At 70.3% G+C, this 13,822-nt stretch carries 14 protein-coding genes and 1 pseudogene; 9 read left to right on the forward strand and 6 right to left on the reverse strand.

All coding sequences use genetic code 11. The annotated features are described in order from the left end of the window. Nucleotides 1–55 precede the first annotated feature (55 nt). From ACCP09_RS13440 to ACCP09_RS13455, 4 genes are all read right to left on the reverse strand, one after another. Entirely contained in the window at nucleotides 56–1,228 is a 1,173-nt protein-coding gene (locus ACCP09_RS13440; protein WP_433746347.1) for an FAD-dependent monooxygenase, read from the reverse strand. Then, entirely contained in the window at nucleotides 1,225–2,268 is a 1,044-nt protein-coding gene (locus ACCP09_RS13445) for a cupin domain-containing protein (protein ID WP_433746350.1), read from the reverse strand. The genes ACCP09_RS13440 and ACCP09_RS13445 overlap by 4 nt, the downstream gene beginning before the upstream one ends. After that, nucleotides 2,265–3,569, reverse strand: coding sequence for an MFS transporter (locus ACCP09_RS13450; RefSeq protein ID WP_433746353.1), 1,305 nt, complete (start codon nucleotides 3,567–3,569; stop codon nucleotides 2,265–2,267). The genes ACCP09_RS13445 and ACCP09_RS13450 overlap by 4 nt, the downstream gene beginning before the upstream one ends. A gap of 119 nt (nucleotides 3,570–3,688) precedes the next feature. Further along, nucleotides 3,689–4,642, reverse strand: coding sequence for a MarR family winged helix-turn-helix transcriptional regulator (locus ACCP09_RS13455; protein WP_433746356.1), 954 nt, complete (start codon nucleotides 4,640–4,642; stop codon nucleotides 3,689–3,691). Between the two features lie 678 nt (nucleotides 4,643–5,320). Here ACCP09_RS13455 and ACCP09_RS13460 point away from each other — a divergent pair. The 5 genes and pseudogenes from ACCP09_RS13460 to ACCP09_RS13480 all read left to right on the forward strand — a co-directional run. Continuing rightward, nucleotides 5,321–5,689, forward strand: a pseudogene (locus ACCP09_RS13460) (cytochrome P450); the annotation flags it as partial. Further along, complete coding sequence (locus ACCP09_RS13465; protein ID WP_433747050.1) at nucleotides 5,659–5,979, forward strand: cytochrome P450; 321 nt, start codon at nucleotides 5,659–5,661, stop codon at nucleotides 5,977–5,979. The pseudogene ACCP09_RS13460 and the gene ACCP09_RS13465, both read left to right, overlap by 31 nt. Then, the gene (locus ACCP09_RS13470; protein ID WP_378332501.1) at nucleotides 5,976–6,170 is read left to right on the forward strand and encodes a ferredoxin; all 195 of its coding nucleotides are present in this window, start codon (nucleotides 5,976–5,978) and stop codon (nucleotides 6,168–6,170) included. Before ACCP09_RS13465 ends, ACCP09_RS13470 begins: the two co-directional genes overlap by 4 nt. Before the next feature lie 17 nt (nucleotides 6,171–6,187). Further along, nucleotides 6,188–6,745, forward strand: a complete 558-nt coding sequence (locus ACCP09_RS13475; RefSeq protein WP_433746360.1) for a pyridoxamine 5'-phosphate oxidase family protein — start codon at nucleotides 6,188–6,190, stop codon at nucleotides 6,743–6,745. 17 nt (nucleotides 6,746–6,762) lie between these two features. Then, the gene (locus ACCP09_RS13480) at nucleotides 6,763–7,902 is read left to right on the forward strand and encodes an NAD(P)/FAD-dependent oxidoreductase (RefSeq protein ID WP_433746363.1); all 1,140 of its coding nucleotides are present in this window, start codon (nucleotides 6,763–6,765) and stop codon (nucleotides 7,900–7,902) included. Between the two features lie 66 nt (nucleotides 7,903–7,968). Here ACCP09_RS13480 and ACCP09_RS13485 read toward each other — a convergent pair whose 3' ends face one another. Further along, entirely contained in the window at nucleotides 7,969–8,610 is a 642-nt protein-coding gene (locus tag ACCP09_RS13485) for a TetR-like C-terminal domain-containing protein (protein ID WP_433746366.1), read from the reverse strand. 127 nt (nucleotides 8,611–8,737) lie between these two features. On the opposite strand from ACCP09_RS13485, the gene ACCP09_RS13490 reads away from it, so the two are divergent. From ACCP09_RS13490 to ACCP09_RS13505, 4 genes are read left to right on the forward strand one after another with little or no spacing between them, the layout of a single operon-like run. Then, the gene (locus ACCP09_RS13490; protein ID WP_433746369.1) at nucleotides 8,738–9,295 is read left to right on the forward strand and encodes a hypothetical protein; all 558 of its coding nucleotides are present in this window, start codon (nucleotides 8,738–8,740) and stop codon (nucleotides 9,293–9,295) included. Beyond that, entirely contained in the window at nucleotides 9,292–9,777 is a 486-nt protein-coding gene (locus ACCP09_RS13495; protein ID WP_123686289.1) for a nuclear transport factor 2 family protein, read from the forward strand. The genes ACCP09_RS13490 and ACCP09_RS13495 overlap by 4 nt, the downstream gene beginning before the upstream one ends. A 37-nt stretch (nucleotides 9,778–9,814) precedes the next feature. After that, a complete protein-coding gene (locus ACCP09_RS13500) occupies nucleotides 9,815–11,359 on the forward strand; it encodes an amidase family protein (RefSeq protein WP_433746372.1) in 1,545 nt (514 codons plus the stop codon). A gap of 25 nt (nucleotides 11,360–11,384) precedes the next feature. After that, nucleotides 11,385–12,371, forward strand: a complete 987-nt coding sequence (locus tag ACCP09_RS13505) for an NAD(P)-dependent alcohol dehydrogenase (protein WP_433746375.1) — start codon at nucleotides 11,385–11,387, stop codon at nucleotides 12,369–12,371. A gap of 142 nt (nucleotides 12,372–12,513) precedes the next feature. Here ACCP09_RS13505 and ACCP09_RS13510 read toward each other — a convergent pair whose 3' ends face one another. Then, the gene (locus tag ACCP09_RS13510) at nucleotides 12,514–13,800 is read right to left on the reverse strand and encodes an ROK family protein (protein ID WP_433746378.1); all 1,287 of its coding nucleotides are present in this window, start codon (nucleotides 13,798–13,800) and stop codon (nucleotides 12,514–12,516) included. Nucleotides 13,801–13,822 lie beyond the last annotated feature (22 nt).

Genomic DNA, 13,822 nt, shown 5'->3' on the forward strand with positions numbered 1-13,822 from the left:
AGCGCACCCACTCCGGGCTCGCCTTCGCTGGTGGCAAAGCTGAGTAGCTTCATGCTCATCCTTCCGGGTCGGCGTAGAGCCAGTCGACGTCGGTGTAGTCATCGGGCGCTCGGAGCTGGAACATGCGGTTGCGCAGGGCTCGGGTCAGGGGGTCCGCGGTGTGCCAGATGTCGCCCCACGGTCGTGCCGTGCGCTGGCAGCGGGTCGCGCGGGGCAGCCGGCGCCGCTCGTAGCCGGCGAACGCAGTGTCGACGTCGTGCCGGTCGAGCTGCCGGCCCAGCTCGACCGCGTCCTCGAGCGCCTGACACGCTCCCTGGCCGAGGTACTGCAGCATCGGATGTGCGGCGTCGCCCATGAGCGCCAGCCGCCCGTGGACGAACCGATCGAGGGGTTCACGGTCGAACATCGGCCAATGCCGGTCGCGGTTGACCAGGGAGACGGACTTCCGCACCGGAGCGCATGTCTGCGCGAAGGCGGCGTCGAGCTCGCCGGGGCCGCCCCATTCCGAGGCGCCGGCGGACAGCTGCGGGCTGCGGAACACGGCGACCTGGTTGTACAGCTCGCCGCGCCGCACCGGGTACTGCACGAGGTGCATGCCCGGACCGATCCAGATCACCACGTCGTCGACGTCGACGTCGGCGACCTGCCCGATGGGGACGGTGCCCCGGCAGGCGGCGTACCCGCTGCACACGGGTTTGTCGTCCCGGATCAACCGGCGCAGCCGGGAGTGCAGGCCGTCGGCGGCGATGAGGGCGTCGCAGGTGTAGGCGGTGCCGTCGGCGCACCCGATGCTGGCACCGCTGGCGTGGACCTCGGCGTGCACCACGGACTTGTCGTTCTCCAGCGTCACCAGGCCGGTCTCGGTGCAGTGCTTGAGCAGGATGTCGAGCAGGTCGCTGCGGTGCATCACAAGGTAGGGGTGGCCGAAGCGGTCCACGTAGGACGTGCCGGTGTCGAGGCTGGTGAGACGTTCCCCGGTGACCGCGTCCATCAGCACCCCGGCACGCGGGAACACGGACACCTCGCGGACGTCGTCGAATATCCCCAGCCTGCTCATCGCCCGGGTCGCGTTGGCCCCCACCTGGAGCCCGGCGCCGATCTCGGCGAACTCGGGCGCCTGCTCGAGCACGTGTACGGGACGGCCGGTGCGGGCGATCGCCAGCGCCGTGGCCAGCCCGCCGATACCGCCGCCGACGACGAGGAATGGAATTCTTCCGGTCACGGTCATGCCTCGCTCGTCCGGAACAGGCCCAGTGCCTCGAGCACCGGTGCGTCGCTCACGCTGAACACGTCCAGCCGGCTGGTGGCGAGGAGTTGCCAGCGTGACCACGACGGGACCGCGATGATGTCGCCTGGCGCGATGTCGAACACGCGCTCGCCCACCCGGGCCCGGCCCGTGCCGTGCAGTACACAGGCGACGCGCCCCCCGGTCTGCCGGAAAGCCGCAGTGCTCGCGCCCGCCTCGATCCGCTGGATCTCGCAGCGCATCGTGGGCATCACATCGCCGCCGCGCACGGGGTCGGAGTACCGGAGCTTGGCCGAGCTCGCGCCGGACACGTCGAGCTGGGCGGTGAGCGCCCGGTCGGTGTCGGCCCATCGGTAGGCCAGCAGCGGGGAGTGCGATGGCGGCGTGTCGTGGCCTGCCGGGACGAGGCCGGGGCCGCCGCCGAACCATCGTTCGGACGCCGACGCCGGGGCGGTCGCCGTGTCGGCCTCCTCGCTCGCGCCCTCCTCGAAGAACACCGCGTCGAGCGCGGCGACGACGGGCAGATCGAGCACGTCCATCCACATCATCGGCGCGTCACCCGGGTTGTGGTGCTCGTGGAACGTCCAGCTCGGGGTGAGCACCAGATCGCCCTTGCCCATCGGCAACGGGTCGCCGTCGACGAGGGTGAACACGCCTTCGCCTTCGGTGATGAACCGCAGCGCGGCCGGACTGTGGCGGTGTGCGGGCGCCATCTCGTGTCCGCGCAGGTACTGCACCGCGGCCCACAGCGTGGACACCGCGTACGGCGCACCGGCCAGCCCCGGATTGCAGCAGGCCAGTACCCGCCGGTCGCCGCCCCGGTCGACCGGTACGAGGTCGCCGGCGCGTTCGGCGAGCTTTCGTAGGTCGTCACCGCGCCAGCGGAACGGTGTACCCGCCACCGCGGGTTCCCGGGTCAGCAGGCCCTTGAGCTCCCAGAGTGGCTGCAGTTCGTGCTCGGCCAGTTCGTGGTAAAGACCGTCGATATCCGCTTCCGTGGAGCGGAACCTCGTTGTCGTCATGGTGCCTCCCTGACCGCCGTGGCGGCCTTGACGGTCGTTGGTTTCGGTTCGGCGAGGGCCGCCATCGAGATCAGGCTGACCAGCCCCAGTGCGGCCATGAACAGGGAGACCGACAGCGAGGTGCCAGTACCGGCCATAAGGGCGGTTGCGGCGACGGGTGCGAGCGCCCCGCCGAGCACCGAGCCCACCTGATAGGCGATGGACGAGCCGCTGTAGCGCACCTCTGCCGTGAACGAGTCCGCCACCAGCGCGGCCTGCGGCCCGGCCATCACGGCGATGCCGGTACAGCCGATCACGACGGCGAGGACCATGAGCGGTACCGACGCCGTGTCGACGAGCAGGAAGAGCGGGACGGCCCACACCACGGTCAGCCCGGCGCCGGCCAGGAACACGCGCTTGCGGCCGTAGCGGTCCGACAGGGCCGCGGACACCCCGATCGCCACCAGCCACACCACACTGCCCGCCAGGACGATGGCCAACATCGTCCCCGAGCTCAGGTGCAACGTCGCCGTCCCGTAGGAGAGCAGGTAGATCAGCACCAGGTACCCGAGCGCCGGTGCGGCGATCGACGCGCCGCTGCACAGGAACAAAGCCTTCGGGTGAGTGCGCAGCACCGTCCGCAGTGGACTGCGCACCACCGCGTTCCGCGTACGGACACTCGTGAACTCCGGCGACTCGGCGAGCTTCAGGCGGATGACCAGGCCTGCGACGATCAACACCGCGGACAGCAGGAACGGCACCCGCCATCCCCAGGCGAGGAACGACTCCCGCGACATGAACGTGCTGACCGCCAGGAACACCCCGTTGGACAGGATCACCCCCGCGGGCAGGCCCATCTGAGGAAATGCGCCGAACAGGCCACGCCTGCCCGCGGGGGCATGCTCGACCGACATCAGCACGGCTGCGCCCCATTCGCCTCCCACGCCGAAACCTTGCGCCAGGCGCAGGAGGACCAGGAGCACGGGCGCCCACACGCCGATCGCGGCGTAGGTGGGCAGCAGGCCGATCGTGCACGTGGCGAACCCCATCAGCAGCAGCGACAGCACGAGCAGCCGCTTGCGGCCGACCCGGTCGCCGAAGTGCCCCATGACGATCCCGCCGAGCGGGCGGGCGAGGAACCCGACCGCGAACGTGCCGTACGCCGCCAAGGTCGCCGCCAGGGTGGAGGTCCTGGGGAAGAACTGCGGGCCGAACACGAGCGCTGCCGCGTTGCCGTAGATGAAGAAGTCGTACCACTCGATGGTCGTGCCGATGAGGCTGGATACAGCGGCACGCCTGCTCGACCCCGACGTCCTTGTCACGGGTATCCTTTCCGGCGCATGTGCTCCGTGTACGTACTAAATAGGGAGAGTACGGAGCATCGGAGGTCCCGTCAACGGACCGGTTCCGGCGGCGGGATGAAGGCTGCCGCGAAGTTGCGTCAGAGGGCGAGCGTGCGCAACGGTGGTGGGCTGGGGGAGAGCGTGGGCGGCGTGCCCTGGTAGGCCACGCGGGCGAGCTGTCGTGTGAACGTGCGCCATTCCGCGGCCGGCAACGGCTCGAGGAGGCGCTCCTGCACCCGTGCGACCGCGGGCGTGATGTGGCCGAGCGTGTCCCGCGCTGTACTGGTCAGCTCCAGCAGCCAGCGGCGGCCGTCGGCGCGATCGCGGTAGCGGCGCACCAAGCCCCGCCGCTCGAGCCGGGAGACGACGTCCGCGGTGCTCGACTTGTCCAGCGAGGCGAGCTCACCGGCCTGACGCTGGTCCACCTCACCGCCGCGCAGCACGGCGACCAGCAACGCGTACTGCGGCGCCGTCAGCTCACCGCCCACCTCGGCGGTCCAGAGTTCACCGTGAACCCGTTCGCCGCGCCGGATCAGGTAGCCGGGCGCGGTCGGCAACGACAGGACGGGGCCCGTCGCCGATTCCGGTTCGTAGCCCGTCACCCGCCGCTGCTGGAACGCCACCCGGGCGAGCCGGGACACGAACGCTTGCCGCTCTCCGGGTGGCAACGGGTCGAGCAGGCGCTCCTGCACCCGCGTCGCGGCCGGAGTGATCGTCCGCAACCGTGTTCGCACACTTCCGGTGAGACGCAGCACCCGGCGCCTGGCGTCGCCGGGATCACGCACCCGCTCCACCCAGCCACGGCGCTCCAGCCGGGCCAGGATCCCGGCCGCCGTGTTCTTGTCCAGCGAGGCCAGTTCGCCGAGGCGGGTTTGGCTGATGCCCGGCCAGCCGGCCAGCGACACGACCACGGCGTATTGCGGTCCGGTGAGCAGGCCGTCCAGCTCTTCGGCCCAGTAGGCGGTGTGCACTTGCTGAGCACGGCGGATGAGGTGGCCGGGCGTCGTCGACAGGTCCAGCGCGTCGGGCTCCGCGGTGGGGTCGAATGCCATACCAGCATGATCCCAGATCCGGCTGAGCGGCTCCCGGGTCTTCTGTTGCTTGCATTGATGTCGCGTGATGCGGTCTACTGTTCCGCATGGTGCTACATCGAGGTGGCCCAGCGTGAAAGGCAGATCTTCGCCATGACCACTCCTGTCGACTCGGCTGAATTCTTCGACCCGCTGAATCCACGGCACGTCGCTGAGCCCGACGAATTCATGCGGGCGTCCCGGAAAGGATGCCCGGTCGGCAAGGTGAGCGAGCACCTCTACGCGGTGAACACCGACGAGGTGGTCCGGGCGGTGTTCGACGACACCGAGCACTTCTCCAATCGCGGCAACTTCTCGGTCGGGTCCGAGGATGTGCGGCTGCCCTTCACCGTCGTGACCATGGCGGACCCGCCGGACCACACGGTGCTGCGGAGCAGGTTGCTGAAGAGCTTGGCGCCGGTGCGCCTTCGGAAGCTCACGCCGAAGGTCGAGAACATCGTTCGCAAAGCTGTCGGCGCGCTGCCCGCGTCGGGCCGGGTCGATCTGTACGCGGACTACGTGCACTTCATCCCGTCAGCCGTCGTGTACGCGCTGATCGGAATTCCCGAGCCCGCGTGGCGTGAGGTCCAGACGTGGTCCGATGCCATCGTGCGGGTCATTCCCGGGCCCTCGCACGAGCTCCCCGAGTTCGCTTCGCTGATGGGATTCTTGGCCCAACTGGTGGAGGAGCGGCGCACTCGTCCCGAGGATCGGCACGAGGATGTGCTGGACAACCTGTGCTTCGCGGAACCTGGTGACGCGGAGATGCCCACACCCGAGGTCGTCTGCCACATCTTCCAGCTCGTCGTCGCCGCGACCGACACCACTCGCGCGCTGATCACCAATTGCGTGTACCGGCTGCTCGACGATCGCAGTCAGTGGGAGGCGGTCGTCGCTGATCGATCGTTGTTGCCGAACGCCATCGAGGAGTCATTGCGTGTGGACTCACCGGCTCAGTTCATGGTTCGCACGGCGGTGGAAGACGTCACTCTCGCCGGGTGTCCCATTCCTGCGGGCAAGAAGGTCTACCTGAACCTCAGTCCGCCAACCATGACGAGGAGCGATGGGGTGACGATTCGCGTACGTACCGCGCCGTTCGGCCCGACGCCGCGGCGCACCTCGCGTTCGGCAAGGGAATCCACGCGTGCATCGGTGCGCCGCTGGCTCGGATCGAAGCCCGCGTGGCGATCGAAGCACTCATGGACGCGTTTCCCGGCATGCGGCTCGCGCCGGACGCCACGTGGGTGAAATGCGAAGGAGTCCTGACCCGGAGGGTCGAATCGTTACCGGTCTGTCTCGACGGAGGGGAAGTCCGATGAGGATCGAGGTCGATCGGGACCGCTGTGAAGGACATGCCATGTGCGAGGCCGTCGCCCCTGAGTTCTTCTCGGTCGATGACGAGGGCGAGCTGACGGTCAAGGCCGAGGAGGTGCCGGAGCCCGACAAGGCCGCGGTGCGCGCCGCCGTGCTCAGCTGCCCGGTCACGGCCCTGAAATTCTCGTCGCGATAGGCCTTCAGGAGGCAACCATGCCCAAGTCCGATCCGAGCGTGGCGGAGATCCGCGAGGCGATCACCGAACTGTTGCGCACCGAAGAAGTCGCGACTCTCGCCACGATCGATTCCGAAGGCCGCCCCTGGGCCTCGGCCATGCACATCGCCGGCGACGGACTCGTCGTGTACATGCACACCTTCCGCCACACCCGGAAAAGCACGCAACTGCGGCAGAACCCGAATGTCAGCTATTCCGTGTGTCATCTTCCTCCTGAAGGCTATGCGGCGCGGCAGGAGACGCGGTCGTTGCAGATCCAGGGGATCGCCACCCTGGTCGCGGATCCGGTGGAGATCGAGCGGATCGCGGAGATCAGCATGGAGCAGTTCCCGTGGGCGGGAGAAACGGCCCTCTACGACCACGTCAAGTTGCCGGACCAGGGACAGCAACTTTTCTTCCGCATCGAGCCGGTCCAGGGACTGTGGGCGGACAACCGGGTGCGCATGCTCTACCGGGTCCTCCTCGATTTCGGCGACGGCGGCAAGACCATCACCAAGGTCGAGGATTACCACGCCGTCGTCCGTGGACGAGCCTGACGAGGGCGGGAGGTGCGATGACACGTCTTCGCCGGATCGTGGTGGTCGGGGCCTCGCAGGCCGGGTGGGCGACAGCTGCGGCGCTGCGCCGGTTCTCCTTCGACGGTGTCATCACCGTGATCGGTGACGAACCGCACGCGCCCTACAGCCGGCCGCCGTTGTCGAAGGGGGTGCTCGGTGGCACCGAGCCCGACAGCAGCGTTTTTCTCGCCGGCGCGGACGATCTCGACCTGGTCACCGGTCTGACGGCAGTTCGTCTCGACGCCGGCCGCAAGCGGGTCGTGCTGAGCGACGGCGACAGCATCGGCTATGACGGACTGGTCATCGCGACCGGTGCACGGGCGCGCCGGCTGTCGCCGGACGCCGATGAGATCACGCTGCGGACGCTCGACGACGCGCTCCGGCTCCGGGACCGTCTCCGAAATGCTGACGACCTGGCCGTCGCGGGTGGCGGCTTCCTCGGCATGGAGATCGCGTCGACCGCCGCGACTCTCGGCAAATCGGTGACGGTCGTCGATCAGGTCACCCCTCTGGCCGGTCGCCTCGGCGCGCTGTTGTCGGACTTGTGCCGGACGGCCGCGGCCGAAACGGGCGTGAAGATCCGCACCTCCCCGGCGGGGGTGCGGATCGAGGACGGCCGCTTGGTGTCGGCGGACGGAACAGTTCTGGCCGAGGCCGGTCTCGTGGTCACCGCGGTCGGCGATCTGCCCAACACGGAGTGGCTACGGGACAGTGGCGTCGTCCTGGCCGGGGGAGTCGTGGTCGACCCCTGTTGCCGGGTAGCGCCGCACATCGTCGCTGCCGGCGATGTCATCAGTCTTCCCGGCGCCGACGGCCGGTTCACGCGCAGCCCGCACTGGTGGAATGCGCTGACCCAGGCCACGATCGCGGCTGCGACTCTGCTCGGCCGCGAGCCGGATGCCCGGCTCGGTAGCACCGCGCCGATGTTCTGGACGGAGATGTTCGGGCTGCGCATCCGGATCGCCGGAAAGCTGCCGCCCAGCGGCGAACCTACCGTGGTCGGCGGATCCCTCGAGGATCGGAGTGCGCTGCTCACGTGGCCCGCGAGCGGTCGAAACGCCGGGTTCGGCACCGCCGCGGCAGTGAACTTCCCGATATCGGCACCGAAACTCACCAGGCTCGCCCAACCCCGCTGACCGTTGTCCGGCGCGACCGTCTCGCTCGGCCATTGTGGACAGTGTCCCGGTCAAGCTTCGCGCTCGTCAGCGGCACTGGTGCGGGCCGGTCTTGTGGAGCACGAGCGGCAGGTGGATGTCGTCGACGATGTCGACGATGACGGCGTCGGTGTCCTCGCTCGGCGCCATCAGCAGATGTTTGATGATCAGGTCGGTCGCGACGGTCACCCGGCGGGTGCCGCGCACGCCCGGGTCGATCTCGCCGCGCTCGATGCCGCGTTCCAGCAAGGTCGTCATGATCTGGTCGGCGACGTCGAGCTGTGCCCGGGCCAGTGCCGCGAACTCGGGGTCGCGCGCGATCTCGCTGACAACCGTGCGGATGGCGCTGCCGAAAGGGCCCGCGATCCGCGTCGCCATCTCCCGCAGGACCGCGAGGACGTCGTCGCGGTAGGTGCCGGTGTCCGGTACCGCGAAGTCGGTCATCCGGTGCCGCGCGCAGGCGTCGACCACCAGTTGCGGCAGCCCGGGCCAGCGCCGGTAGATCGCGGCCTTGCTGGTCCTGGCTCTGGCCGCCACCCGGTCGACGGTCAGGGCCGGATAGCCGACCTCGCTCAGCTCCTCCACGGTGGCGGTGAGTATCGCGTGCTCGAGGGCCTCTCCGCGGCGGCGCGGCCCGCGGCGGGGGTCCGCGGTGGCCGGCTCGACGGCGTGCTCCGGGTGCGGTGGCATCTCGCTCCTCGTGTGGTTCGTCGCCGCCTTGCCGAGCGGCCGCGACCAGGCTACTGTAGCAACAAGAGAACGAAATCGTACTCTAAATCGCAGATAGTCACCACTGATTACAGCAGGGAGTCAATCGATGCCGACGACCGCAGAGAACCCCACCGCCGAAACCGCGCCCGAGGTGCCGCTGCCGCCCGCACCGCCGGAGGCGACGCTCGCCAAGCCGGACATGTTCATGCCCCTGGAAGCGGACAGCTTCAAGCCGATCGCCGGCTTCCCGGCCGCGGATCTGCGTCCGCTGCCTGCCGTCGCCAAGTACAGCGGGGGTCTGGCCAACGCGTTCGTCATCAAGGCGAACCCGGAGTACAAGTGGCAGGGCGCACCCTGGCACACGCACCACCTCAACGTGCACTTCAACTACATCGTCAAGGGATGGGCCCTCTTCGAGTTCGAGGGAGTCGGCACTGTCCGCCTGGAGGCAGGGACCGCCTTCTACCAGCCGCCGCGCAACCGGCACCGCGAACTGGACGCCTCGTCCGATTTCGAGGTCATCGCGGTCGAGCTGCCCGCGTCCTACCCGACCACCTTCTACGCCCTCGACCCGGAAACCGGCGAGTACCGCGCGACGGTGATCGACGCCGAAACCGAGGGTGGCGAGCTGACGAACGTCGTGAAGGTCGATGAGGCGGGATGACCGAACCGCTGAGCGCGCCACTCGAGACCCGGGTGGCGCGCCTGGAGGCCCTGGACGACATCCGGGCCCTGCAGATGGCCTATGTCCGCTTTTGCGACGGCGGTTTCCCGCCCGACCGCATCGACGAGCTGTTCACCCCGGAGTGCGTGTGGGACGGGGGTGACCTGCTCGGCCGGCACGCGGGTCACGCGGAGCTGCGCACGCACTTCGCCGACGTCGCGACCAGGCTGGAGTGGTCACTGCACTACATCGTCAGCGGCGACATCGAAGTGGCCGACGACCTGGCCAGTGCCGGGTCCACCTGGTACCTCTGGCAGCCCCTGACGATCAACGGGACGGCGGCGTGGCACATGGGCCGGTACCGCGAGCAGCACGAACTGACCCGGGCGGGGTGGCGGATCAGCGAGCTCGTCCTGACCGTCGACTCGTTCACGCCCTTCGACCGGGGATGGGTGGCTCAACGATTCATGCCCCTCGGCTGACCTGTCCGAGGTCCACTGAAGACCGAAAGGGGTGCGCATGTCGCACGCCATCAGCGAGGACGAGTTCTACGACCTCGCCTCCTCATGGGGGATCTCGCGCTCCGGTGCGGCCGGCGTCCTGCCTGCTATCGCTCACATGGCACCGGTCATCGCCGCGATGGACGACCTGCGGGCGGACCCGCCGCCGGTCGCGGAGGCCGATCGCGTCGTGCACGACGACACCGACGCCGGCCGGGACCCGTACAACGCGGTCGTGCGCTGGGTCTCGGTGCGCAAGCCGGGCGCGCGCGGGCTCCTGTCCGGCGTCGGCGTCGCGGTCAAGGACTGCGTGGCGGTGGCCGGTGTGCCGATGACGGCGGGGTCGGCGCTGCTGCAGGGGTTCGTGCCCGACCGGGACAGCACCGTGGTCCGCCGCCTGCTCGACGCGGGCGGGCACATCTGCGCCGTCACGAACATGGACGAGATGGGGGTCGCCCCCGGCGGCGACTCGAGCTACTACGGCCCGACCCTGAACCCGTGGGACACCACGCGGACCGCCGGCGGGTCGTCCGGCGGTTCGGCGGCGGCCTTGTACTACGACGGTGTCGACGTGGCGCTCGGCGCGGACTCCGGCGGGTCGGTGCGCATCCCTGCCGCGTGGTGCGGGCTCGTCGGTCTCAAGCCCACGCACGGTCTGGTGCCGCACTCCGGGGTGCTCGGCGGGGAGCCGCTGCTCGACCACGTCGGCCCGCTCGCGCGCACCACAGCGGACGTCGCGGCCGTGCTGCAGGTGCTTGCCGGGACCGACGACGAAGACCCCGACCCGCGCCAGCTCGCGCAGCTGCCCCGGCTCGACGCCGTGGCGGCGGTCGAGTCGGCGCCGGCGTCCCTGCACGGTCTGCGCGTCGGGGTACTGGCCGAGGGACTGGATCCGGCCGGCGGGGTGTCGCCGGAGGTCGGCCGGGCGTTCGACGCCTCGCTCGCCCAGCTGCGCGAGCTGGGCGCGTCGGTGGAGCCGGTCTCGGTGCCCGAGCACCGGCTGTGCGGGCCGATCGCGTTCAACATGTTCCCGGAGAGTTTCGCCGGTCAGATGCGCAGCGGCGGCGTGTTGTTCGGCGCGGGCGGCCGCTACTGGCCGGAGCTGGCAGAGGCTCTTCGGCGAGGATTCGAGAAGGCAGGCGACAGCATGGCGCCGACGCTCAAACTCATGCTGATCATGGGCAGCGGAGCGGAACGCGAGGGCGGCGGCAGCCGCTACGCGCGGGCGGCGAACCTGCGCCGCCTGATCACCACCGGGTACGAGAAGGCGCTCGCCGGGGTCGATGTGCTCGCCATGCCCACCGTCCCTGTGGTGGCCCACCCGGTAGCACCCGGCCTCGACCCCGCCGACCGGGCGCTCCGGGCCTGGAGCCTGGTCGGCAACACAGCGCCCACGAACATCACCGGCCATCCCGCGATCACCATTCCGCTCGCTCTCGCCGAGGGACTGCCCGCCGGCGTCATGCTCGTCGGCCGGAAGTTCGCCGACACCCGGCTGCTCACCGTGGCCGAGACGGTCGAACGGGCAGTCGGCTGGCCGCGGCGCCCACCCGAAAACCGATGAGGAACGTCGTGAAAGGACAGAAGACATGTCGATGATGCGCGCGGCGCAGTACGACCGCTACGGGCCGCCGGACGTGCTGTACGAGGGTAAAGTCGCGGTCCCGCAGCCGCGGCCGGGTCAGATCCTGGTGCGGGTGCAGGCGACCAGCGTGAACGGCGGTGAGCTCAGCGCCCGAGCCGGCCAGCTGCGCCTGCTGACGGGTAAGCGCTTTCCCAAGGGGATCGGTCTCGACTTCGTGGGCGAGGTCGCCGACCCCGGTTCCGGTGACTCCGGACTGCGGGCCGGTGATCGCGTGTGGGGTGTGCTCCCGCGCACCGCCGAGGTCGACTCGCGGAGCGGGGCGGCGGCCGAATACCTGACGGTCGATCCGGATCGCGTGTCACGCGCTCCAGGCAACCTCACGCCGGTCGAAGCGGCGTCGCTGGTGGTGGCGGTGGTGCCGATCATCGGCCTGCGCGACAAGGCGCACCTCGCCCGCGGCGAGCGCCTCCTGGTGCGCGGGGCCAGCGGGGGCACCGGCAGCCTGGCCGTGCAGGTCGGCAAGGCGATGGGCGCGCACGTCACCGGCCTGGCGGGACCGTCCAACCTGGATTTCGTGCGCGGCATCGGCGCTGACGAGGTGGTCAGCTACACGACCGCGGACCCGGCCGACCTCGGTTCGTTCGACGTCGTGTTCGACACCGTCGGCACCGACCTCGCCGCGTTCCGCCGGCTGTTGAGGCCCACGGGCAGGATGGTGGCGATCTCCTTCGACCGCAAGCACATCGCGCGCTCGCTCGGCTACATCGCCGCGTCGGTGGTGCACGGCTCCCGCCGGGTGCGGTTCTTCAGTGGCAACCCGAAGCGGGAACTGTTCGCCGAGGCCGCCCGGCTCGTCGAGAACGGAGAGCTGCGACCGGTCGTCGACGGCGTGCACCCGCTCTCCGCCATCGCCGAAGCTCACCGCGCGGTCGAAGCGGGCGGCGTGCGTGGCAAGCACATCATCGACATCGACGGCTCGGCGGCCATCTGACGGCCCAGGGGCCTGCTCCGCTCCCGGTCCGGGGCAGGACTGTGCGAGCCGGGATGGCGCGGAGGATGTCCCCGGCTGATCTGAACTCGCGGGCAGCCAGCTCGGGGGAGTGGCTCCGGGTGGCTCGCTGCCCCTCGCGCCGTCAGGCCAGGTCGGCCGAGAAGCGTTGCAGCAGGGCGGCCTGGCCGAGCGGTGTGCCGCGGTCGATCCAGCGGCTCAGGGCGGCCGGGGCGAGCAGGTTTTCCGCCGCCAGCAGGCCCGCGCCGGTGACGCCTTCGAGGTGGTCCAGTGACGCGGGGCGGATCGTGAGGTCCCGGCGCACCAGGTCGGTGCACCGCTCCAGCACCGTGCGCGACAGCTGGTCCAGGAAGCGCGTCCCGGTGCGCAGGACGCCGCCGCCGACCACGAGCACTCCCGGGTTGCAGAAGTTGAGCAGGTTGGCCGTCACCCCGGCGATCACCTCGGACGCCTCGTCCACCAGCCGCACCGCGAACGGGTCCTCCGCCCGCACCGCCTCACCGAGGTCGCCGCCCTTGATCTCGCCCCGCTCGCGCAGCACCTGCGCCAGCAGCGGGCTCGCCGAAGCCTGCTGGGTCGCCCGGCGCAGCAGGGCCCAGCCGCTCGCGACCGCCTCCAGGCAACCGGTGCGCCCGCACCGGCACCGGGCCTCCGGGTCGTCCGTGACGTGGATGTGCCCGATGTCGCCGGCCGCGCCCTGCTGGCCCCGCAGCACCCGGCCACGCACGATCAGCCCGGCGCCCACACCCGTGCCCACCTTGAGGAACAACAGGTCCCGGCCGTCGGCCGGCACGCCCCGGGTCCACTCGCCGAACGCCATCAGGTTCGCGTCGTTGTCCACCCACACCGGCGCGTCGTAGTGGTCGCGCAGCCACGAGCGGACGCTGAACCCGTCCCACCCCGGCATGATCGGCGGCGCGACCAGCCGTCCGGTGGCGAACTCGACCGGCCCCGGCATGCCCACCCCCACCGCCCACGGCGCGCTCACCCCGGTGCGGCGGGCCAACAGCTCGAACGCGCCGTCGATCTGCTTCATCGTCGGCTCCGGGCCGGTGTCGACGTTCCAGTCCTGGTGGTGCGACTCGACGATCTCCCCGGCCAGGTCGAGCACCGCGACGGTGAACTCCGACACCCCGACCAGCGCCGCGTACACGTGCCCGGCCGCCGGGCGGAACCGCAGCATCCGCGCCTGCCGCCCGCCCTCCGACGGCGCCAGGTCGCCCAGCTCCAGCAGGCCGAGGTCGAGCGCCTGGTCGACCCGCTGGGCGACGACCTTGCGGCTCAACCCGGTCAGCGTGGTCAGCTCGCGCCGGGTGGCCGCCCGGCCCGACCGCACCAGGTCGACGACGAGCGCCAGCGGCGCGGTGTCCAGCGAGGGCAGCACCGGCTGGGAAGCGGGGACGGCGGTCATGCGGCTCCAGGTCGGGTGGTCG

Source organism: Amycolatopsis sp. 3B14 (genome assembly GCF_050958625.1).
GTDB classification, from domain to species: Bacteria; Actinomycetota; Actinomycetes; order Mycobacteriales; family Pseudonocardiaceae; genus Amycolatopsis_E; species Amycolatopsis_E thermoflava.

Coding starts and splice junctions, on each gene's coding strand:
- ACCP09_RS13440 (WP_433746347.1), bottom strand. CDS start 1,228: ATGACCGTGACCGGAAGAATTCCATTCCTCGTCGTCGGCGGCGGTATC.
- ACCP09_RS13445 (WP_433746350.1), bottom strand. CDS start 2,268: ATGACGACAACGAGGTTCCGCTCCACGGAAGCGGATATCGACGGTCTT.
- ACCP09_RS13455 (WP_433746356.1), bottom strand. CDS start 4,642: ATGGCATTCGACCCCACCGCGGAGCCCGACGCGCTGGACCTGTCGACG.
- ACCP09_RS13470 (WP_378332501.1), top strand. CDS start 5,976: ATGAGGATCGAGGTCGATCGGGACCGCTGTGAAGGACATGCCATGTGC.
- ACCP09_RS13475 (WP_433746360.1), top strand. CDS start 6,188: ATGCCCAAGTCCGATCCGAGCGTGGCGGAGATCCGCGAGGCGATCACC.
- ACCP09_RS13480 (WP_433746363.1), top strand. CDS start 6,763: ATGACACGTCTTCGCCGGATCGTGGTGGTCGGGGCCTCGCAGGCCGGG.
- ACCP09_RS13485 (WP_433746366.1), bottom strand. CDS start 8,610: ATGCCACCGCACCCGGAGCACGCCGTCGAGCCGGCCACCGCGGACCCC.
- ACCP09_RS13490 (WP_433746369.1), top strand. CDS start 8,738: ATGCCGACGACCGCAGAGAACCCCACCGCCGAAACCGCGCCCGAGGTG.
- ACCP09_RS13495 (WP_123686289.1), top strand. CDS start 9,292: ATGACCGAACCGCTGAGCGCGCCACTCGAGACCCGGGTGGCGCGCCTG.
- ACCP09_RS13500 (WP_433746372.1), top strand. CDS start 9,815: ATGTCGCACGCCATCAGCGAGGACGAGTTCTACGACCTCGCCTCCTCA.
- ACCP09_RS13505 (WP_433746375.1), top strand. CDS start 11,385: ATGTCGATGATGCGCGCGGCGCAGTACGACCGCTACGGGCCGCCGGAC.
- ACCP09_RS13510 (WP_433746378.1), bottom strand. CDS start 13,800: ATGACCGCCGTCCCCGCTTCCCAGCCGGTGCTGCCCTCGCTGGACACC.